Annotated in this window: 16 protein-coding genes; 9 read left to right on the forward strand and 7 right to left on the reverse strand. The window is 45.8% G+C overall.

Annotated elements, in window-relative coordinates; all coding sequences use genetic code 11:
- Positions 1 to 109 precede the first annotated feature (109 nt).
- From KDM92_RS13970 to KDM92_RS13990, 5 genes are all read left to right on the forward strand, one after another.
- Positions 110 to 1,210: a beta propeller repeat protein gene (locus tag KDM92_RS13970; protein ID WP_212685063.1), complete on the forward strand. Its 1,101-nt coding sequence runs from the start codon at positions 110 to 112 to the stop codon at positions 1,208 to 1,210.
- A 148-nt stretch (positions 1,211 to 1,358) separates the two neighbouring features.
- Positions 1,359 to 2,564: an A/G-specific adenine glycosylase gene (gene mutY, locus KDM92_RS13975; protein WP_212685064.1), complete on the forward strand. Its 1,206-nt coding sequence runs from the start codon at positions 1,359 to 1,361 to the stop codon at positions 2,562 to 2,564.
- A 212-nt stretch (positions 2,565 to 2,776) separates the two neighbouring features.
- Positions 2,777 to 4,243: an alpha/beta hydrolase gene (locus KDM92_RS13980; protein ID WP_212685065.1), complete on the forward strand. Its 1,467-nt coding sequence runs from the start codon at positions 2,777 to 2,779 to the stop codon at positions 4,241 to 4,243.
- Position 4,244: 1 nt separating this feature from the next.
- Positions 4,245 to 5,075: an ABC transporter ATP-binding protein gene (locus tag KDM92_RS13985; protein WP_189347440.1), complete on the forward strand. Its 831-nt coding sequence runs from the start codon at positions 4,245 to 4,247 to the stop codon at positions 5,073 to 5,075.
- Positions 5,072 to 6,235, forward strand: coding sequence for an ABC transporter permease (locus tag KDM92_RS13990; protein WP_212685066.1), 1,164 nt, complete (start codon positions 5,072 to 5,074; stop codon positions 6,233 to 6,235). The genes KDM92_RS13985 and KDM92_RS13990 overlap by 4 nt, the downstream gene beginning before the upstream one ends.
- A gap of 14 nt (positions 6,236 to 6,249) precedes the next feature.
- On the opposite strand, the gene KDM92_RS18750 is transcribed toward KDM92_RS13990, so the two are convergent.
- A complete protein-coding gene (locus tag KDM92_RS18750) occupies positions 6,250 to 6,372 on the reverse strand; it encodes a hypothetical protein (protein ID WP_268973337.1) in 123 nt (40 codons plus the stop codon).
- A 195-nt stretch (positions 6,373 to 6,567) separates the two neighbouring features.
- Between KDM92_RS18750 and KDM92_RS13995 the strand changes: the two genes are divergently transcribed.
- The gene (locus KDM92_RS13995) at positions 6,568 to 8,022 is read left to right on the forward strand and encodes a serine hydrolase domain-containing protein (RefSeq protein WP_212685067.1); all 1,455 of its coding nucleotides are present in this window, start codon (positions 6,568 to 6,570) and stop codon (positions 8,020 to 8,022) included.
- 228 nt (positions 8,023 to 8,250) lie between these two features.
- On the opposite strand, the gene rapZ is transcribed toward KDM92_RS13995, so the two are convergent.
- The 6 genes from rapZ to ilvA all read right to left on the reverse strand — a co-directional run bounded on the left by rapZ (position 8,251) and on the right by ilvA (position 16,175).
- Positions 8,251 to 9,114 carry an RNase adapter RapZ gene (gene rapZ, locus KDM92_RS14000; RefSeq protein ID WP_212685068.1) on the reverse strand — a complete coding sequence of 288 codons (864 nt, stop codon included), beginning with the start codon at positions 9,112 to 9,114 and terminating at the stop codon, positions 8,251 to 8,253.
- A gap of 6 nt (positions 9,115 to 9,120) precedes the next feature.
- Complete coding sequence (hprK, locus tag KDM92_RS14005; RefSeq protein WP_212685069.1) at positions 9,121 to 10,065, reverse strand: HPr(Ser) kinase/phosphatase; 945 nt, start codon at positions 10,063 to 10,065, stop codon at positions 9,121 to 9,123.
- Between the two features lie 138 nt (positions 10,066 to 10,203).
- Entirely contained in the window at positions 10,204 to 10,668 is a 465-nt protein-coding gene (locus KDM92_RS14010; RefSeq protein ID WP_212685070.1) for a PTS sugar transporter subunit IIA, read from the reverse strand.
- Positions 10,669 to 10,839: 171 nt separating this feature from the next.
- Complete coding sequence (locus KDM92_RS14015; protein WP_212685071.1) at positions 10,840 to 13,452, reverse strand: EAL domain-containing protein; 2,613 nt, start codon at positions 13,450 to 13,452, stop codon at positions 10,840 to 10,842.
- A gap of 253 nt (positions 13,453 to 13,705) precedes the next feature.
- Positions 13,706 to 14,566 (reverse strand): NADPH-dependent 7-cyano-7-deazaguanine reductase QueF, encoded by an 861-nt coding sequence (gene queF, locus KDM92_RS14020; protein ID WP_212685072.1) that lies wholly within the window; start codon positions 14,564 to 14,566, stop codon positions 13,706 to 13,708.
- A 73-nt stretch (positions 14,567 to 14,639) separates the two neighbouring features.
- A complete protein-coding gene (ilvA, locus tag KDM92_RS14025) occupies positions 14,640 to 16,175 on the reverse strand; it encodes a threonine ammonia-lyase, biosynthetic (protein ID WP_212685073.1) in 1,536 nt (511 codons plus the stop codon).
- Between the two features lie 252 nt (positions 16,176 to 16,427).
- Between ilvA and KDM92_RS14030 the strand changes: the two genes are divergently transcribed.
- From KDM92_RS14030 to KDM92_RS14040, 3 genes are all read left to right on the forward strand, one after another.
- Complete coding sequence (locus tag KDM92_RS14030; protein WP_212685074.1) at positions 16,428 to 16,919, forward strand: YqaA family protein; 492 nt, start codon at positions 16,428 to 16,430, stop codon at positions 16,917 to 16,919.
- A 305-nt stretch (positions 16,920 to 17,224) separates the two neighbouring features.
- Complete coding sequence (locus KDM92_RS14035) at positions 17,225 to 18,676, forward strand: aminopeptidase P N-terminal domain-containing protein (RefSeq protein ID WP_212685075.1); 1,452 nt, start codon at positions 17,225 to 17,227, stop codon at positions 18,674 to 18,676.
- A gap of 386 nt (positions 18,677 to 19,062) precedes the next feature.
- Entirely contained in the window at positions 19,063 to 23,055 is a 3,993-nt protein-coding gene (locus tag KDM92_RS14040) for a DUF3683 domain-containing protein (protein WP_212685076.1), read from the forward strand.

A 23,055-nucleotide genomic window follows, 5' to 3' on the forward strand; every position in this document is an offset into this window, starting at 1 on the left:
CATCAATCGCTAGAAGTAAGATCGTCACACTTGCATGCCTTATTAAATGATAGCAATCTAAAACGCTGATAATGTTTTTATCAGCGTTTTTCTATTGAGGAGAACAAAAATGAAAAGTCATCAAACTGTTGAACATTGCCGTACTATGATTCGGCAAAGTATCTGCTTGCTGCTTAGCAGCTTGTTTTTCTCAAGCGCAGTTTTCGCGCAAGATGCATGGAAAAAAGTGGATTCTGGGGTCACGGTAGAACTACGGGGTTTGTCCGTGGTGAATCGCCATGTCGCTTGGGCTAGTGGTGCGAAAGGCACTGTGATTCGTACCGTTGATGGCGAAAATTGGCAAAACGTCTCGATCAGTTTGTCATTGCCCGAAACAAGTCAGTTAGATTTTCGTGATATTCAAGGCATCGATAAATTCACCGCAATCGCGATGAGCGCAGGTCCGGGCAAAGCGTCGACGATTTATAAAACGACTGACGGTGGTGCCCATTGGGAACAGATGATAGTGAACGGCGAAGCCACAGGGTTTTGGGACGCGATAGATTTTTGGGATGCCAATCATGGCGTCATTTTTGGTGACCCGATTGCAGGTCAGTTCCAAGTATTAATTACAAATGATGGTGGCAAGACTTGGAAGAATGCGGCGAAAGATTTGACGCAATTAGCAGCTTTACCAAATGAAGGTGCGTTCGCTGCGAGTGGTACTTGTGTGTCGATTGCCGGTAAAAATGATGTTTGGTTTGCGACTGGTGGAGCGGAAAAAACGCGTGTATTCCACTCTGCTGATCGTGGTCAGACATGGACCTTCGCGGAGACCGCAGTAGCCGCAGGTGCGCCACCGAAAGGCTTATTTTCGGTAGCATTTAATCAGCATGGATTGGGATTTGCGGTTGGTGGTGATTACCAAAAAGCCAAAGGCGAAGGTTTGAACGCGGTGATTAGTCGCGATAAAGCAAAAACTTGGAACGCTGCTCCCGCATTACCATCGGGCTTCTTGTCGGTTGTAGTTGCCGTGCCAGCACAGGCGAAAACCTTCGTGGTTGGTGGCCTCGCTGGATCGGGTGTCACGCGTAATGCGGGGCTGTCATGGGAAGTCTTGAGTGATACTCCTTTGAATGCAATTGGATTTGCTGACCCCTTGCATGGTTGGGCAGTTGGCCCCAAAGGTTTGGTGATGAAATACGCGGGGAAACGCTTAGTTGACGAGTAATTTTGCTGGCTAAGTTTAGACGCTCTAGCGCATTGGCGCTCGATGCTGAATTCGATTCGTACGGTTTGTCAGGCGAGTTAGCGTTCGCGCTGACGTTTTGATCGCTCACGTTCGGATCAACTATTTTCCATGCTTTATCTTTATCTCCATGAATAAACCAGTCAACGCAGGGCAATCAAATAAGCATCCGCAATCGAAACAAGTGCGACTTAAGCCGAATGAAGATTCACTTTATGCTGATCCTGAATTTTCTGCGGAACTAATTGCTTGGCAAAAGCAGCATGGTCGTCATCGATTGCCTTGGCAAAATACCGGTGATGCGTATCGGGTATGGTTATCTGAAATCATGCTGCAACAAACGCAAGTGACGGCGGTGATTCCTTACTATTTACGGTTTTTAGAAAAATTTCCAAGCGTACAGGATTTAGCTGCTGCACCTGTGGAAGAAGTGATGGCCTTGTGGGCTGGACTGGGTTACTACACCCGCGCTCGGAATTTGCATCAATGCGCCAAGCAAGTTGTCGCCCAATATCAAGGTGTCTTTCCAAGCGATCCGTCTCTGTTGAATGCCTTGCCAGGGATTGGGCGATCGACCGCCGCTGCGGTCGCTGCATTTTCTTATGGCACCATCGCGGCAATTCTGGATGGCAATGTGAAGCGCGTATTTGCGCGTGTATTTGGGATTGATGCCTATCCCGGCATTAAGTCCGTGGAAGATGATTTATGGTTGCGCGCGGAAGCTTTGTTACCGCAAACTGAGATTGCTGCATATACCCAAGGCTTGATGGATTTGGGCGCGACACTATGCACGCGAAGTAAACCCGATTGTGCGCGCTGCCCATTTCAACATCGTTGCGTCGCGTTTGCCGAAGGTCGAACTGCCGAGTTACCAGTGCGCAAGCCTAAGAGCAAGCAAAAAGAAAAGCAGACCACTATGTTGTTGCTAGAACATGATGGTGCGGTTTTGCTAGAACAGCGTTCGATGACTGGAATTTGGGGCGGCTTACTGTCTTTGCCTGAGCTTGATGGGATGACAGAGCTAGAGGTGATGCCTGGTGATAAGTCTGATTCAAGCAGAATTTTTGAACAGATTTCAGCGACCGATCAAACTCGTGCGACAGACATTGTGAATCGTTTCGGTGATATTCAATCAGCGAATAGGCTGGCACCATTTACACATACTTTTACGCATTTCAAATTGCATATTCATGTAATTCATTTCATAATTTCGCGCAAGTTTGAATTTGTTGGTGAGGATAATTTACGTTGGACGGATCTTGAGCAAGTTGAGCAACTTGCGCTACCTGCACCAATAAAAATGCTCTTGCAAACTTTGAGTTCTCGATTGATTTAGGTCATTCGATCATGATGAAATTTCATCCGCGTTGATTCGTGTTTCGTCGCGGCGCATCGGTTTTTCATCACATCGCGGTTTACATCGTTTCTGATGCGAGCCACACTCACTTCATCATCAGTTTTCACAGTCAGTTGTTGTTGCCATGATGTCGCCGATTTTGTGTCGGTGGAGATTGTGGGTGTACATAAATCTAATGAAAGGAGTTCATTTTGATTCGTCCTACTCTCGTTCGTCTGCTTGGAATTGCGGCTTTTAGTATGCCGGCAATTGCTCTTGCGGATACCAAACCCTGTCGTATCGCCAGCTTTCCACAAGAGGTGAAGTGTGGTCAGATTCAAAGAGCGCTCGATCCTGCCAAACCAGATGGCAAAAAAATTGATGTGCATTACGTGATTCTTCCATCGAAAGATAGAAATAAATTACCTGATGCGGTTTTCTTATTGGCTGGTGGCCCTGGGCAAAGTGCGGTAGAAGCTGCCGGATTTGGTGATTCGATTTTAGGCAAACTGAATCGTCGTCGCGATCTGGTTTTTGTCGATCAACGCGGTACCGGAAAAAGTGCTTCATTAAAATGTGATGAACTCGAGATCAATGACAAGATTCTCGATAATGAAGGTGCTTATAAGGCGACTGCCGACTGTATGCAGAGTTTGCAGAAATTACCGCACGGTGATTTGAAATTCTATAGCACCAGCATTGTTGTTCAAGATTTAGAGGCAATACGGATCGCGCAAAACTATAGCGCAGTGAATTTGGTCGGTGTTTCGTATGGAACGCGGGTTGGCTTGGAATATTTACGTCAATATCCACAATCAGTGCGTCGCTTGGTGATTGATGGTGTTGTTCCGCCTGACCTAAGCTTGCTTGGAACAAATGCACAAGCAGCGTTAGAAGGCGTATTTGCTGATTGTGCAAAAAATACTCGTTGTAACACTGCGTATCCTGATTTGGCAGGTACTTGGAAACGCCTGTTAGATAGCACCCCACGTCAATTTACCTATACCAATTCACGCCTGTTAACGAGTGTGACTACCAAGATCGCTCGTGAAGACATGATCGGCATGATCTTGAAGGCTTTGTATTCGCCAGCAATGACTTCTGTGTTGCCGTATGCGATCACGCAAGCAGATAAAGGTAAGTTAGATGCCTTGTTGACGATGACGGGAAGTTTTAATCAACCTGGCCCAGGTGGTTTGACCTTAGGTATGCATTACTCAGTGTGGTGTGGTGAAGCTTATACCAATCCGCGTCCAGCCAACGCGATTACTGATCAGTTCACAGCGCGAAGTGCTGAGATGTACGACAGAATTTGCGCGACTTGGCCGCGTGCTGATATTCCTAAAGAGTTTTATACCGTGCCTACAGCGAAATCTCCGGTCTTATTGCTCAGTGGTGGGATTGATCCTGTAACGCCGATTCGTAATGGTGATCAAGTTGCCAAAGCCTTGGGTACAAAAGCGCGTCATATTACGATCGAAAATGTTGGTCATGGTGTGTTAGGTCAGGGCTGTGTGCGTGATTTAGTCAATAAATTCCTCGCCGCGAAGACTGATGATGAGGCATTGGCCTTAGATGTGAGTTGCGTACGTCAAATTCCACGTCCTTTGGTATGGCTACCACCGATCAAGAATACGGATGTGACTGCGACAGCAAACTCGAAGAAAGCAGGAGAATAAGATGATTATTGTTGAAGACCTACATAAAGAATTTGTCAAACTAGGCAAGCCGAAATTTGGTATCGGAATGCGCAAGGCTGAAAAAGTAAAAGCGGTGAATGGCGTCAGTTTTACGGCGCAAGACGGTGCGATTTTGGGTTTGCTTGGTGCCAATGGCGCTGGTAAAACAACCAGTTTGCGTATGGTCGCATCGATGCTGAAGATGGATAGTGGTTCGATCAAAATTGATGGCGTGGAAGTGAAAGAAGGTCAAACTACTACTCAAGCGCACTTGGGCATTTTGTCCGATGCGCGTGGATTGTATCCACGTTTGACCTCGCGTGAAAATATTCAATACTACGGAAAACTACATGGCATGGATAAAGCCAAGATTGAACAACGTATCGATCAATTAGCGCACTGGTTAGAAATCCAAAAATTATTGGATCGTCGCACCGAGGGGTTTAGTCAAGGTGAGCGTATGAAAATTGCCTTAGCACGTGCCTTAATTCACGATCCCAAAAATATTATTTTGGATGAGCCGACTAATGGTTTAGACGTGGTGGCAACCCGCGCATTGCGTGAGTTTTTACGATGGTTGCGTAGCCCTGAAGGTGGCGGCAAGTGCATCGTTTTTTCCACACACATTATGCAAGAAGTGGAACGCCTTTGCGATACCGTAGTCATTGTTGCGCAGGGTCGTACTGTCGCCAAAGGTAGTGTTGCTGAGCTAATGCAACAAGCACAAGAGTCTGACTTTGAAGACGCGTTTGTGAAGCTGGCATTTTTGGATAAGAGCAGCATGTTAGATCACCGTCATCACTCAACATTGAATCAAGGGAGTGTCGCATGAGAGAAGTATTGGCAATTTATTGGAAAGAAATTTCAGATGCGATGCGCGATCGTCGTACCTTATTGATGGTCTTAGCTAGTTCGCTGCTGTTGGTTCCGGTTTTGTTGTTTGTGTTTTCGACCGTGATGTCGCAGGTCGAATCACAAGCGGTGGATCGCAGCGTGATGGCGGTTAACATTAAAGACGCGCCTAGTTTGGAAAACTATATTCTGCGTCAGGGTTACGAGATAAAAACTGCGCCAGCAGATTATGAAGAAAAATCACGCAGCAAAGAATTGATTAAACCTGTCCTGTTAGTACCTGAAAATTTTGAACAAGATTTGCAGTCTGCTAAGCGAGTCGAATTAGAAATTGCTTACGACACCTCGAATCGTCAGGCTGAAATGGGATTGGGGCCATTGCGTCAATTATTGAATGGCTATGCACGTGAAAGATCGAGTTTAGAATTGATGATGCGCGGTGTTTCACCAGATTTGTTGCAGTCGATTTCTGTGAAAGAGCGCCATATCAGCCGCCCTGATGAACGTCGCGTTACGATTACCGCTGCCTTACCGATGGTTTTAATTATGGCGATTGTAATGGGCGGTATGTTTGCTGCAATTGACAGCACTGCTGGTGAACGCGAACGCGGTTCTTTAGAACCATTGATGATGAACCCGGTTTCGGGTTTCCAGTTAGCGATAGGGAAAACGGCGGCGGTTGCTACGGTGAGTGTACTGATTGTGATTTTGACCGTGAGTAGCTTTTTCCCCGCTCAATTACTGATTGCGAATGAGGCTTTACGTGCAGAATTTCAGTTCGGAATTAAAGATGCGCTTGCTTTCATGATTGTCTTGATTCCTTTGGCTGCCGCTCTGTCTTCTTTACAAGTTGCCTTGTCATTGACTTGTAAGTCATTCAAAGAAGCGAACGTACGTAATCAATTATTGAGCTTAGCCGTGTCGTTTATGCCGATGTTCTTTATCGTTAATCCCGGGAAAGAGCCGGCGTGGCTGGGATGGGTTCCTGTCATGGCGCAAACGCAAATGATGAATCAAGTGCTTAAAGGTGAGTTGGTTGCACTCAATGCGATTGGACTTGCGCTACTGGTTTGCTCTGTGATCGTTGCTGGAAGCTTACTGTTTGTTTCTCGTAAGATGCGTGAAGTTGTCATGGAATAATCCCATAAACAAATTTAAGCTTGAAAATCGCCCCACGTTGGGGCGATTTTTTTATTTGAAAGCTTTATTGGCGTGCCTGTGTCAACAATTCTTGCACCAAAGCCCACAGAATAATTTACAGCAGCAAAAGTTTGCATTGTCTATTTTATTTGTAATTTTAATTACAGTAGTAGTTGTTAATACCTTTGGTGATATTTAACAAAGCTTTCTTTGCCTAGCTGGAATCCTTTTCTGCGATGAATAGTATGCCCACGTTTTCTCTTCCGGTGACGACTGGGTGAGAGGGCGTGTCATTTCAAACTCACTACATCATCGCATCGAGGATCAAAGATATGCAACACAACTTAAAGCTCCCTTTTCTCTATTTACTCATTTTTTTGTTGACCGCATGTGGCGGAGAGCAGTGGGAGAAGAAAAGAACATCAAACTCCGCAAACTCGGCAATGGATAGCGCTAAATTGGCGCAAATTGATCAATATGTTCAGGCGCAGATGCGCAGACAAAGTATCCCCGGCTTATCGTTAGCGGTAAATCTGGATGGTAAGTCCGTATTGCAGAAAGCGTACGGGACGAGGGATGTTGGGACCAAGGCATTGGTTACACCCCACACGATTTTTCAAATCGGCTCGGTAACAAAACAGTTTACCGCCGCTTCGATCATGTTATTGGTGCAAGACGGGCGACTTAACTTGGATCAGTCGATAAAAATATTTTTCCCAGAGTTACCGACAGAATGGGCGGGGATCACAGTTCGGCATTTATTGCAGCACACAGCCGGACTATATCGGGGTGAAGAACATCTTGAGGTATTTGACGCAGAAAAAAATTATAGTGCGAATGAGTTGGTTCTTGCGATCAGTAAAATTCCTTTAAGAGCTGCGCCTGGAGTTTCTTTTGAATACAGTAACATTGGTTATATGGTGCTGGGAGCGTTGATAGAGAAGCTTAGTGGGAAACCGTATTTTGTCTTTTTACGTGAGCGCATTTTTACACCATTAAAAATGGATAGTGCTGCTGCAATTTTGAGTTCATCAGCTAACGCCGATATTGCGACGGGCTACACCATGAATGAAGGTTCGTTGATACCTATCGATTATTCACCTACTTTGCGCTTCTGGTTGAGTTTGATTTCTGGTACGGGTGGTCTGCAAATGAGTGCTCCAGATCTAGCTAAATGGGATCTTGCGTTAAATAGTGAGCAAATTTTAAGTAAAGCCAGTTTGACGCAAATGTGGACACCCGCAAAATTGCAAGACGGTAGCAGTGTTCCTTATGGATTTGCGTGGCTATTAGGCGAAATCAATAATCAGGCTTTTGTCTCGCACAATGGCAGTATTTTTGGCTTTACTAGTCATTTTGAAAGACATGCAGCGCAGCGTTTATCTGTGATCGTGTTAGTGAATGGTGAAGTTCAGTCTTTGGATAAATTGACGGCAAAGATCGCCGCGATTATTGATCCAAGTTTGGACTGGGTTCCTGCCAATGATTCAAATACGCAAAGAGGCGTGTTAGTGCGCCAATTGATGGATGAATTGGTACTTGGTAAATTGCTGGTTGATCATCGCTTCACCGCAGAAATGCAGGCGATCTTGGATCAGGAGACGGTAAGCACATTCAATGAACGCTTTAAAACGTTTGGAAAAGTTGAGCGATTTTTTTATGTAAAACAAACCAAGATAGGTGAGATGGATCTGGCGATTTATCTGGCTGAATCTGCATTCGATCGCGTGATGCTGGTTGCACAAGTAGATGCGAATGGAAAAATTAGTTTTCTGGGTATTAACTAAGGCGCCATTGGAATCTACCTGAAGCAACTTGACGCTACTCACTCAAAAATCGGCGCTACTGTAACGCGTGCTTGTAGTAGGAACTAAATCTGTTGGACGCAATGCTTAAGTTCTGCGTGAGTGAGTTGTTTCGAGTGAGGACTTCATACTGAACAAGTGGACGCGCAATTGCATGTGACTGCATGTGGTCGCCATATGATTGCGCGTTCCAACAAAACTCAAAGTGACTTAATGATTTTGCCGATGGCGAATCAACACACGTTCTTGTTGCTGAAAATGTTTGGCTAGTTTTTCGACCATATAAACGGAACGATGTTGTCCGCCAGTACAACCGATACCAATCGTTAGGTAGCTACGATTATCTCGCTTGAATGATGGTAGCCATTTGTCGATAAAATTTTTAATATCATCAAATAGTTCGAGTGCCATCGCTTGTGCCTCGAGAAAATCCACAACGGCTTGATCTCGTCCAGTTAAAGGGCGTAGGGCATGGTCGTAGTGTGGGTTAGGTAGGATGCGCACGTCAAACACAAAATCGACATCAAGCGGTACACCGACTTTAAATGCAAATGACTCAAACATTAAAATCAACGAAGCATGTTCAACTGCAATTTCATCTTTAATCCAATTGCGCAAATGGTTTGCACTCAGATTGGAGGTATCTATGACGTGCCCAAGAAATTGCAATGGAGCGAGCAATTCGCGTTCTGCTTGTATGCATTCGGTGAGACTTAGTGTGCAATCGGAAATGCGCTCTGCTTGTAGATGATGCGATAGCGGATGACTGCGTCGTGTTTCTGAAAAGCGTGCGATTAATGTTTCTGAGCTCGCGGTTAGAAATAAGACTTTTACTTCGTGTCCCAATGCACGTAATTGATCAATGGTGGGAGCAACACTTTGTAGTTGATGCGCGCTGCGTGAATCGATAGCCAAAGCTGCGTTCTTGACGCCCTCGAGTTCTAGTGTTTTGACTAGCTCAAGCAATAAACTGGGTGGCAAATTATCGACGCAATAGTAACCTGCATCTTCGATTACATTAAGGGCGACCGATTTACCTGAGCCTGAAATACCTGATATGAGTAGAATCCGCATGATGTCTTATCCCAGCGTTTCATCCATTGCACAGCGCTGTCTTTCCATGAATTCTTCTAAGGTATTGATGCCGCGTAGTTGTAAGATAGTATTGCGTACCGCTGCTTCCAATAGCACCGCAATATTGCGACCCGCTGCCACTGGAATCACTACCTTTTTGATTTGCAAACCTAATACGTCTTCCGATTGAGAATCGATGGGTAGACGTTCGTAGTTTTCTTCCAAAGTACTACGGCGCACCAAATGCACAATTAACTTCAAACGCATTTTGCGGCGCACAGAGGTTTCGCCAAAGATGGCTTTGATATCGAGTAGACCAAGACCACGGACTTCTAATAAATTTTGCAAAATCGGTGGGCATCGACCTTCGATCATATTTGGCGCGATACGCGAAAATTCGACCGCATCGTCAGCCACCAAGCCATGACTACGTGAAATCAATTCCAAACCAAGCTCACTTTTTCCTAAGCCAGATTCACCAGTAATTAAAACCCCAACCCCAAGTACATCCATAAAGACACCATGCATCGTGACTTGTGGCGCTAGTTTTTTGGACAGGTAAACGCGCAAGTAATCAATGACTTGCGCTGCTGGTAATGGAGTAGAAAAAAGAGGGATGTTATTGTCATCGCAAACGCTCAAGAAGCTTTGCGGCGATTCTAGACCTTGCGCAACGATTAATGCGGGCGGATTGCCTGCGACTAATTCACGGATCAGATTGGCACGTGAACCCGGTGACAAACGATGGAAATAATCAAGTTCTTGATGCCCTAGGACTTGTATGCGTCCAGGGTGAATTAAGTTAAGATGGCCAACTTGATCGGATGAGGCGGTTGCATCATCGGTAATCTGTTTATCGCCACCAGAAAATCCAGCGAACCAACCAAGCTGCAAGGTGTCGCGATTATCATCAAAAATCTTCTGTATGGTTAATTCTGTGGTCAGCGGCATGAAGGTAGTTCCGATCTTGGTAAGCTAGGAGACAGAAATCTCGCGATCACTGCATTCGATAAGGTCTATCTTAGCGCATTACTGTACAGAATTTAAGTACATGTCTAATCGGTACTACTTACATCTGTATGACCGCAATTAAATAACGGAGGGTTCCCAGCTGGTGAGGTGTTTGTGTACCAGATTGGCATCTGTTTCGATTTGCAGATTGCTACGAAACTCGTCATCAGAAAGCATTTCGGCGATTTCAGACAAAATCTCTAAATGCTGTTGCGTGACATTATCTGGCATTAATAAAAAAATCAGCAGACTAACGGCTTGACCATCTGGCGACTCAAAAGGGATAGCTTCTTGCAAGCGTACGAAGGCTGCAATTGGATTCTTCAATCCTTTAATACGTCCATGTGGAACCGCGACGCCATGTCCAAGGCCGGTTGAACCAAGACGTTCGCGGGCAAATAGATTTTCAGATACGGTGGAGCGGGCAATGCCGCAATTGTTTTCAAACAAAAGTCCTGCTTGTTCGAATGCCCGCTTTTTACTCGATACATCTAAATCTAATAAAACATTTTCTTTGGGCAGAATTTTTGCAATATTGGTCATATGGCGGAAAGGCCTGTGCTCGTTGACTAAATTTCTTACAACAGGGGCTTTTGATACTGAAGTGATGTGCTAGTTCCCTGTTGCGGTCGATCTCAGAGCGCGATTATAGGCTTCTTTTGGCAGCGATGCGAATTTCCGTGTCGCATTGTGTTTATTTCAAAAGATATGCAATTAGTGTAAGGCTTGGCTGATTGCGTGTTGTTTGAGTAATTGTGAGAAATACTCAACTGAAATCGGTTTGCTAAAATAAAATCCCTGAATTTCATCGCATCCAGCGTCTTTCAAGAAATCCATTTGTTCAAGGTTCTCGACACCTTCCGCGGTTACGCTCATGCCAAGTGCGCTAGACATCGCAATAATCGCCTTGGTCAGCACAACGGAATCTTGGTTCTCAGGAATCTCGCGAATAAATGAGCGATCAATCTTCAAATTATCAATCGGGAATCGTTGCAGATACGATAGCGAGGAGAAACCCGTACCAAAATCATCGAGAGAGATACTAATTCCAAGCGTTTTAATCGCGTCAAAAACGGAGCTTAAGTGTTCCGCTTCTACCATCAAAAGACCTTCGGTAATTTCTAACTGTAAGGCATGCGCTGGCAATCCAGATTCCAATAAAACTTCTAAGATAAATTGCGGTAGCTTAGGGTCTTGAAATTGTTTCGGTGAAATATTGACACTGATTTTGAAATCAATATCAAATTCTTGACGCCATCGCTGAGCTTGTTCACAGGCTTTGGCCAAGACCCAGCGACCCATTGGTACGATTAAGCCAATTTCTTCGGCGAATGGAATAAATTCATTTGGCGCAATGATTCCCATTTCTGGCATTTGCCAACGAATCAAGGCTTCCGCGCCAACTATACTACCGTCAATTAAGCTCAGTTTTGGTTGGTAGTAGAGTAAAAACTCATCATCGACCAAGGCACGCCGTAGATTGCGCTCTAAAGTGTAGCGATGCTGTGCGCGAATCATTAGGTCGGATGTAAAGAATTGATAGTTATTTCGTCCCAGTTCTTTTGCTAAATACATCGCAGAATCTGCGCAACGTAATAAGGTTGGGCCATCAGTGCCATCATGTGGAAACACACTAATACCTATCGATGTGCCCAAATGGTATTGATGCTGATCGATCACAAACGGTTCGCGCATTTTGGTCAGAATACGGTCGGCGAGTTCTTTTAAGTGTTGCGCGGTTTCAAATTCTTCGACCACGATCACAAATTCATCTCCGCCCAAACGTGCCAACATATCGGTAGCGCGAATACAAGAGCTCAAGCGTTTTGCTACGTCGCATAGCAAACCATCGCCTGCTGCATGGCCAGCTGTATCGTTCACATTTTTAAAGTGATCGAGATCTAAAAAAATCACTGCCACTTTTTGATCATAAGCTTGCGCCAAGGCACTCGCTAATCGATGTTGTAATTGATGTCGATTGGCGAGGCCCGTTAATGCATCATGTGTTGCAATGTATTGCAATTGACGCTCGGTTTCTCTCACTTCGGTGGTGTCGGTGAATGAAATCAATACAGCTTCGGTTTTACTATGACGCGAGTGTTGAATTGGCTGCACATTGACTAACAACCAGACAGTTGAATTGTCGTGCAATTGCATACCGATCGATAAATTCGAAATTGCCTCACCAGTTCTTAATACGATAGAAGCTGGATCATCACCAATTTGGATTTCACTACTGTCTTCACGGAAAATGCGTTTGAAGTAACGATGACGGCGACCAGTCGCTTCGATATCTTGAATTTTCAAAATACGTTTTGCGCTAGGGTTGCAGGTGAGAATTTTTCCACCCGGTGCAATCACCATAATACCTTCGGTCAAATTATTCACGACGGAGCGATAGCGATCTTCACTAGTCGCTAAGCTATGCTCCATATTTTTCTTGTCAATCGCCAACGCAATCACATGCATTGCATCCATGATCAGCGTTTGTTCATCATCACTAGGATGACGTTGATCACGGTGATATAAATCGACGGTACCTAACAAGGTATTAAATGCGGTTTTGATTGGTACCGACCAACAAGAGTGCATGCCGTAGCGCAAAGGTGTCTGACGGTGTGATTGCCACACATCGCTGTGGGCAATATCCTCAACGACGATGATTTTTTGAGTTTTCAGGGCAACACCGCAGGACCAACTTCCTAGACCAATTTCTAAATGATCCATTTCATTTAGAAATTCTGCTTCCATACTTGGTGCTGCTGCTATCCGTAATTTTTGTGCATCTTGATCGTAAAGCATGATCGCGCAGACCGAGCCATTGTCGAGCAAACGCTCCATCCGATCACACACATCTTGCAATATCTGCGTTAGTGGATTGTCGAGTGCGATCATTTCTAGAATTTCTTTTTCATGATGTAAAGCTTCATGACTAAGACTATTTTTAGGAATGCCGCTATGACTTAACTGCGTTTGAAATGACTTGGCAAAGGCTTGGGTTTGCATGTCGCGCATGCATAAAACATAGGCGGTATTACGCAGTACGGGGAAACTATGCAGTCTGAGCTCAATATTGACCAACTCGCCTTGTCGATTGCGCAGCTGGCAAAACTCGGCAATCGCATTGGGTATTAAACTGCTACCCGCTTGTAAGTGGGTTTTGATTTGATTTGGATGACTAAATTCGAGGAAGGCATTCCATCGTAGCCCACTAATTTCATGCAGATCTTTTGCGCGTAATAAGCTGATCCCCATGTGATTTGCATGAACGATGGTTCCATCAACTAAAACAATGACAGCATCTTGTGCGTGCTGTTCGATGAGCATTTGCCAATTTACAGAATACATAAGGCTAATAAAATTTATACATCAATCCAGCAGTTAGAAGGCAAAAGATCTCAGATAGACTAATTAAAAAAACAAGTAAATGTACTCTATGCAAAGGCACGGGGCAAGCTTGAATTTGTATCTCTATCCAACCGAAATGCACTTGCGGTTTATTTTTGTTAGTGTAGACCCGTGTTTTAATAAAACATTGTTTTATCTCAGTGTTTTTCTGTAATGAAATTAGTAGTCTTCCTCATTGACGCGCATTGCGGTGATTGGAAGGCATTTTCCCAGTCGTAAAATTGCTGCGCCAAGGATTGATGTCTAAACCGCCACGGCGTGTATAGCGCGCATACACCGATAATTTTTGTGGCTTGCAATACTGCATGATGTCGCAAAAAATACGTTCGACACATTGCTCATGAAACTCGTTGTGATTTCGAAAGCTAATCAAATAGCGCAAAAGCGCTTCTTGATCTATCGGCGCACCAATGTACTGAATTTGCACGCTGGCCCAGTCCGGTTGTCCAGTCACTAAGCAGTTGGATTTTAATAAGTGTGAAACCAAAGTTTCTTCAATTGCTGGCTGGTTATGATCCGCATGTAAAATCGTAGGCACAGGCGAGTATTGATCAACTTCGATGTCTAATCTGTCTAATAATTGTCCTTCGAATTCTTGAAAAACTGCTTTGCCGAATTGCTCTTGTGGCGTGAGTGTGATTTGAACTGGCGCGCCAAAACCATTCGACAAATCGGTTTGTAGCAAACTAATCAGTGCATCAGTGCCAGCTAACTTGGTTTGATTAAATGCGTTTAAATAAAGTTTGAATGATTTTGACTCGATGATATTCGGTGAATCCGCTGGCGCAAACACGCTCAAAATCGCAACTTGTGGCTTGCCTCGTAAATTCAACCAAGATACTTCATAAGCGTTCCAAAAATCCATACCGAAAAAAGGCAAATTAACTGCTTTACCATCAACAATCTTGAGTCCAATTTCTGCACGCTTTTCTGCTCTAGGAATTGGGAAAAGCAAGCTAGGATCGTACTCAGTTTGATACGCAGATGTTTTGCCTAATTGTGATTGTTCGGGCGTATTGCTAGAAGTGCTCATAATGTATTTTGCTTTGTTGAAAAATAAAGCTGGATAAGGCTGATCGTGATCGGCCTTGTCCAGCTCGTGTAGCTTAACCTAAGAAAAGTTTATAAACCGGATTATTACTTTCGTCCCAATAGCGATAGCCAAGACCATTTAAAAATTCTTTAAATGCCTTCATCTCTTTTTTCGGTACCTGTAATCCGACCAAGGTGCGACCATAGTCGGCACCGTGGTTACGGTAATGGAATAAACTGATATTCCAATTTGGCGCCATACTATTTAAAAAGCGCATTAATGCACCGGGGCGCTCTGGGAACTCAAAGCGATATAGCAATTCATTCTCTGCCAATTCGCTCTTACCGCCGACTAAATGACGGATGTGCAGTTTGGCTAATTCGTCGTCAGTCAAATCCAAAGTGGGGAAACCATGTTTGACAAAATTCTTTGCAATCTTGCTGGATTCTTCTCGGTTAGCGACTTGAACACCGACAAAAATATGCGCTTCTTTTTTATCGCTAATCCGATAGTTAAATTCAGTCACATTACGTGGGCCTACCAATTCGCAGAAGCGTTTAAAACTGCCTTGGATTTCTGGGATGGTCACCGCAAATACTGCCTCACGCGCTTCACCAACTTCGGCACGTTCTGCGACAAAGCGCAGACGATCAAAGTTCATATTGGCGCCGCAAGCGATGGTCACCATGGTTTCATTTTTTAGCGGCTTCTTGTTCGCTTTTGCGCGTTCGATATAAGCTTTGCAGCCAGCGACCGCGAGCGCACCAGCGGGTTCTAAAATGGAACGCGTATCTTGGAACACATCTTTGATTGCCGCACAGACTGCATCGGTATCGACTAAGATGACTTCATCAACATATTGCTTGGCTAAGCGAAAGGTTTCTTCCCCGACCAATTTGACAGCGGTACCATCGGAGAATAAACCAACATCGGATAAGGTCACGCGCTTGCCTGCTTTCAAGCTGCGATACATGCCATCGGAATCGACTGTTTGTACACCGATAATTTTGATATCAGGGCGCACCGCTTTGACATAGGCAGAGACGCCTGCAATCAAACCACCACCACCAATAGCGACAAAGATCGCATGAATCGGCCCCGCATGCTGACGCAAAATTTCCATGCCGACCGTGCCTTGCCCCGCGATCACATCAGGATCATCGAATGGATGAACGAAAGTGAGTTTGCGTTTTTTTTCTAAGGTTAACGCATGGTCGTAGGCATCACTATATGATTCACCATGTAAGACGATCTCGACCGCATCTCCACCATGGGCACGAACAGCATCAATTTTGACGGGTGGAGTGGTAGTTGGCATTACGATCACGGCCTTACATCCTACCCGTTTAGCACTCAATGCCACGCCTTGTGCATGATTGCCAGCTGATGCACAAATCACGCCGTGCTTAAGTTGGCTTGGCGTTAAGTGGGCAATTTTGTTATAGGCGCCACGTAGTTTGAAACTAAACACGCTCTGCATGTCTTCACGTTTAAAGTGAATTTGATTGTCCATGCGCTTGGAAAGCGTTGGAGCCAGTTCTAGTGGAGTTTCAAATGCCACGTCATAGACGCGTGCGGTCAGGATTTTTTTCAGATAATCGGTAGCCATGGATGCAATCTTTTCAAAATACAAAAGTTAAATGCGGACATCATGCAAGTCCCATGGTGTGTGGGATGGCGTCATTCTGAACGGATGGATTCAGAATCGACCTCGATACCGGCGCGGTGGCGCTGGTTTTGTTTCGTATTTCATGTTGCAGGCACGGGTAATGCCTAGTGAATACAATGAAATAAGTGCAAAATATTTAAGTCCTGTCTCAAGCATTATAATGTATCCCTTCCTGACCTTTACGAAAAAGCCATGATAGAAGCGGCTATTGCTTGGTTGTTTAGTGTTTTCGCTATTTCTGAAATTGGTTTGACAGCGGTGTTTGTCATTAGCTTTGTTTCGGCAACTTTATTGCCTATGGGATCTGAGCCAGCAGTATTCGCCATGATCAAGGCCAATCCCGAATCGTTTTGGCTGACCATTCTGATTGCGACGACAGGCAACACTTTGGGCGGGATGCTCAATTATTTCATCGGCTATGAAGCCAAGCAGACTTTCGCCAAAGAGCGTGAAAGTCGCTGGTTCGGCTGGTTGGAACGCTACGGTGCAAAGACGATGCTATTAGCGTGGCTGCCGGTGATAGGCGACCCGATTTGCGCCTTGGGTGGCTGGCTCAAGCTACCAGCCCTGCCTTGCATGATGTATATGGCAATCGGTAAATTGTTGCGTTATCTCACCATGACGTATTTGCTTCTCAGGGTTCCAGATGGATTTTGGCATGGGGTTTCTGCTTGGTTTCGCTGAGGTGCTTGAGCTGAGGCGTTTTAGCTTACAGCGCGATTGTTATGTCGTGTAGGAATTCGGTGAGCTACAAATGGAAATCGCGTCGCATGAAGTTGCGGATTGCCAGTGTTAAAGCATTTGAAGTTGCATGTAGATTTTGCCTGTCGTTGAAAATATGCGACTTAAATTCAAAGTTAGGTTCTGAGCACTCAGCTAATTAAGCAAATGCATTGTTTAGTATTCGACTTTTGACGTAGGATGCTGAGAGTGTATTTCTTAACTTGGCAAATGGCTTTGTTGGTCAATTTTAAATTGGAGTCCTAACGATGTATTCCCGTCTTTTTTCTCTGTCTACTTTGTTGTACGTATTAACTGCGCCGGTTTGTCCAAACAGTGTTGCTGCTCCCGCAGTCCCCGCAGCCGTCGGCAAACAAGGCTTTCATGCGGTACGCTTGCCAGCTAGCTTTTTTGCGGAAAATCGCGCTCGTTTGCTGAGCGAACTGAAAAAAATGGGGCCCGGCACAATCGCTGTGATCAAGTCGATGCCAGAACAGCATCGCAATGGCGATAGTACGCACATGTATCGACAAGACTCCGATTTCTACTATTTAACAGGTGTCGAAGAAGCCGAATCGGTGGCGGTATTGGATGCGGATAGTAATCAAGCCTACACCTTGTATGTACGCAAACGCGACCAACGTCGCGAAGCCTATGATGGCGCGCGACTCGGCGTCGAAGGTGCATTAAAACTTGGTGCTGACAAAGCAGAAGCCTTTCCCGCGGCGGAAGACAGTTTAAAAAAACTTGTGAACAAAGCGCAGCGGGTTGTGCTGGTATCCAATTTTGATGAAGACTTCCGTAGAAAGATACTCGATTGGATTTACCCTCTTGGCAGCGACAATAATCATTCTTCTCATAAGCGTATTTTGGTTGATGGTCGTCATCTCGTTGCGGAAATGCGCCTGATCAAACAGGCTGCAGAAATCGATATGCTACAACGCGCAGTTGACGTCACCATTGCCGGGCATTTGGCCGCAATGAAAGCGTCTCTCACTGCGACGAATGAGGGTGAAGTAGCAGGCGGATTTCAAGGCACCGTACGCAGCTTGGGCGCTCGATTTACTGGCTACGATACGATTGCTGGCGCGGGGCGAAATAGCTGTGTTCTACATTATTTGACCAACGATCACGATATCGAAACAGGGTCATTGATGCTGTTAGATGCCGGTGCGGAAGTCGGTTATTACACCGCTGATGTCACGCGTACATGGCCGGTGTCGGGGCAGTTTTCTAAGGAACAAAAAGCCATCTACGAATTAGTGTTGAAAGCGCAAAATGCGGCAATCGATTTAGTCAAACCTGGTCGCGTTCATCATGAAGGCTTCGACGCCGCGATGCGCATCTTGAGCGACGGCCTAGTCGATCTTGGCTTACTCAAAGGCGATAAAGACAGCGTCTTCAAAAGCGGTGCCTATAGCCGTTTCACTATGCACGGCATTAGCCATTGGATCGGTCTCGACGTGCATGATACCGGCGACTATCAGATGGAAGCCGGCAAACGTGGAGGTCAGCGTGTTTTGGTACCCGGAATGGCCTTGACGGTCGAGCCTGGCATTTATATTCCCAAAGATGCCAATGATGTAGACGCTAAATGGCGCGGCATCGGTGTGCGGATCGAAGACGTGATTCTGGTAACACCGGAAGGCAATCGCAACATGAGTAGCAAGTTGCCACGCACGGTGAAAGATGTGGAAGCGTTGTTGAAGAAGTTAAATTGAAATTGGTAGGTTAGGCTATCGCATCCTGCCAATAGGATGCGATAGCTTAAAAAGCATACTTCGGTGTGTAAAAAATGAATTTGATACGCTACCTTCAGGGCCCTGAACTTGCTTGATAAATCTGTGTTGCGAAAACCCCATTTGCTGGAGCTGATGCAGATAACTAAGAATCATCGGTAAGGTTCGCTGTGATAATCCAACGTTCAATATCTGGCAAATGCAACACATTTCATACTAAACATTCAATGTTTTTGAAGAAATACGGAATTTCCTCAGGCTTTTTCACAATATATCAAAAGATACCCGCAAAAAAGTAAAGGCTGATCCAGCATGGTGCAGCGCAATAGGCTAGAATGAGTTTTTAATATCCGTCTAACCATTTGCAGATGAATGCTCCAGCCCACCATTTAGGACTACCACCGCATCACGACAACGATGCCCAAGCTAGCGCAGCGCCTGTGCGTTTGCGCGAAATTCCTTATAACTACACTTCATTTTCAGACCGTGAAATCGTGATTCGCTTGCTAGGCGAAGATGCATGGAGTTTGCTCGATAGTTTGCGCGGCAAACGGCAGACGGGGCGATCTGCGCGTATGTTGTACGAAGTGCTGGGTGATATTTGGGTGGTGCGCCGCAATCCTTATTTGCAAGACGATATGCTGGAAAATCCCAAGCGTCGACAGGCTTTGATCGACGCTTTGAATCATCGTTTGCACGAAGTAGAAAAACGTCGTGTCGCCACCGACTCCATTAATGCCGAAGATGCGGATCGCAGTAATTCGGTGGAAATTTTGGTGAACGCAGCGCGCAAGGCGGTGGCCGATTTTTCTAAAGAATTTCGTGATACCTACGATCTGCGAAAAAAGGCGAGTAAGTTATTAGCCAAACATACGGCCAAAGACAATATCAAATTTGACGGTTTGAGCCGCGTTTCGCACGTGACGGATGCGACCGACTGGCGGGTGGAATATCCATTTGTCGTGTTAACGCCAGATACCGAAGATGAAATGGCGGGCTTAGTTAAATCCTGTATCACGCTAGGTTTGACGATCATTCCACGCGGCGGTGGCACGGGCTACACCGGTGGCGCGATTCCTTTGACGCCGATGTCAGCAGTGATTAACACCGAAAAACTTGAACAACTCGGCGCTGTAGAAATGCTGCGCTTGCCGGGCGCGGATCGTGATTACGCTGTCATTTATTCTGGTGCTGGTGTGGTTACCAAGCGCGTGTCAGATGCGGCAGACAAAGCGGGCTTTGTGTTCGCGGTTGATCCGACCTCGGCTGAAGCGTCCTGCATAGGCGGCAATGTTGCCATGAATGCCGGTGGCAAGAAGGCAGTGTTGTGGGGCACTGCGCTCGACAATTTGGCGTCATGGCGCATGGTCGATCCGAATGGCGATTGGTTGGAAGTCACGCGCCTTGAGCACAATTTCGGCAAGATCCATGATGTGGAAGTGGCGAAGTTCCAATTGGAATGGACCCATCCAGGCGAAAAGACACCATTCAAAACAGAGCTGTTGAATATTCCCGGACGCACTTTCCGTAAAGAAGGTTTGGGCAAGGACGTGACCGATAAATTCCTCGCGGGTTTGCCGGGGGTACAAAAAGAAGGCTGCGATGGTTTAATTACCTCTGCACGTTGGATTTTGCATCGCATGCCAAAATTTGCCCGCACGGTTTGTTTGGAATTTTTCGGACAAGCACGCGATGCCATTCCTAGCATCGTTGAGATTAAAGATTACCTCGATGGCGAAACCAAAAAAGGCGGTGCGATACTCGCGGGCTTGGAACATCTCGATGAACGCTATTTGAAGGCGGTTGGCTACACCACCAAATCCAAACGCGGCGTGATTCCTAAGATGGCATTGTTCGGTGATATCGTCGGTGATGATGAAAACGCCGTCGCGCAAGCTGCTTCCGAAGTCATCCGCATGGCGAACGCCCGCGTCGGTGAAGGCTTTGTCGCAGTGAGCCCGGAAGCGCGTAAAAAATTCTGGTTAGATCGCGCCAAAACCGCAGCGATTTCTAAGCATACCAATGCGTTCAAGATCAACGAAGACGTGGTGATTCCGCTCGATCGCATGGGCGAATATACCGACGGCATCGAACGCATCAATATCGAACTCTCGATACAAAATAAACTCGCCTGTATCGCCGAATTAAAAGAGTTTGTTCTGCGCGGCAATCTCCCTTTGGGTAAAAGCGAAGATGCCGATGGTGACGATATTCCTGCAGCAGAATTGCTCGAAGATCGCGTCTCACAAGCGGATCAATTGCTGAGTGATATTGCAGCGCGTTGGACCTACTTGTTGACGCAACTCGATCAACCCTTGCGCGACGCGCGTGTGGAGTTGAATAAATTAGGTTTAGACAAACTCGATTTCGTATTTGAACAACGCTTGCAAAAGCAGCCAGATGCGCGTTTGTTTGATGTGGTACAAGACCGCACGGTAAGGATCTCTTGGAAGACTGAAGTGCGCGCGCCTTTGCGTCAAATATTTAACGGCGCTGCGTTCAAATTGATCTTGGATGAATGCACGACGATTCATAAAAAAGTCTTGCGTAGCCGAGTCTTTGTCGCCTTGCACATGCATGCGGGTGACGGCAACGTGCACACTAATTTACCGGTTAATTCCGATGATTACGACATGCTGCAAGTGGCGCATCATGCGGTTGCGCGCATCATGGTATTGGCACGTTCTTTGAACGGTGTTATTTCAGGCGAACACGGTATTGGCATTACAAAGTTAGAGTTTTTGACGGAAGACGAGATCAAAGATTTCCGTGCGTACAAATTGCGCATCGATCCAGAAGGTCGCTTCAATAAAGGCAAATTGTTGAATCTGCCTGATTTTGCTGCCGATTTGCGTAATGCTTACACACCTTCGTTTGGCTTGATGGGACACGAGTCTTTAATCATGCAACAAAGCGATATTGGCGCGATAGCGAATAGCGTGAAAGATTGTTTGCGTTGCGGTAAATGCAAGCCGGTTTGTTCAACGCATGTGCCGCGCGCGAATCTTTTGTATTCACCACGTAATAAGATTTTAGCGACGTCTTTGTTGGTTGAAGCTTTCCTGTATGAAGAGCAAACACGTCGTGGTATTTCGATTAAACATTGGGATGAATTTTCTGACGTGGCGGATCACTGCACGGTTTGCCACAAGTGCGTGAATCCTTGCCCTGTCGATATTGATTTCGGCGATGTGTCGATGAACATGCGTAATCTCCTGCGCAAAATGGGACAAAAGAAATTCAATCCCGGCACTGCGGCATCAATGTTCTTCTTGAATGCGACCGATCCAGCAACCATCAATGCGACGCGTCAACTGATGATAGGCTGGGGTTATAAAGCCCAACGCTTTGGCCACGAGTTCTTTAAAAAGTTCGCCAAGTCACAAACCAAAACGCCACCGGCGACGGTCGGTAAGGCGCCGATTAAAGAACAAGTGATTCACTTCATCAACAAAAAAATGCCGGGCAATTTGCCGAAAAAGACGGCACGTGCTTTGCTTGATATTGAAGACGATAAAATCGTACCAATTATCCGTAACCCACAAACCACCACGGCAGACACGGAAGCAGTGTTTTATTTCCCTGGCTGTGGTTCGGAGCGTTTGTTCTCGCAAGTGGGTTTAGCGACGCAAGCGATGTTGTGGAATGTTGGTGTACAAACCGTGTTACCGCCGGGCTATCTGTGCTGTGGTTATCCGCAACGTGGTTCTGGGCAGTTTGATAAAGCTGAAAAAATGATGACGGATAATCGCGTGCTGTTCCATCGCATGGCGAATACGCTAAATTATCTCGATATTAAAACGGTCGTCGTTTCTTGCGGCACTTGCTACGATCAACTCGCGACCTATGAATTCGATAAGATTTTCCCCGGTTGTCGCATCGTCGATATCCACGAATTCTTGATGGAGAAAAACGTCAAACTAGAAGGTGTCACGGGCACGCGTTATATGTATCACGAGCCTTGCCACAATCCTATGAAATTGCAAGAGTCAGGCAAAACCATCAATAGCCTGATTACGACGGTCGATAATGTGAAGATCGAAAAGAACGAACGCTGCTGCGGTGAGTCTGGCACTTTCGCGGTAAGTCGTCCTGATATCTCGACGCAAGTACGCTTCCGTAAAGAAGAAGAGATGACAAAAGGCGCAGATAAATTGCGTAACGATGGTTTCAAGGGCGATGTGAAAATTTTGACTTCTTGCCCATCGTGCTTACAAGGCCTATCACGCTACAACGACGATAGCGGCACCCAAGCTGATTACATCGTAGTTGAAATGGCGCGCCATATTCTTGGTGAAGAATGGATGCCAGAGTATGTTGCCAAAGCGAACAACGGCGGTATTGAACGCGTCCTGGTATAA

The sequence above is a fragment of the Affinundibacterium baiyunense genome (assembly GCF_018139645.1).
Lineage (GTDB): Bacteria > Pseudomonadota > Gammaproteobacteria > Burkholderiales > Burkholderiaceae_D > Undibacterium > Undibacterium baiyunense.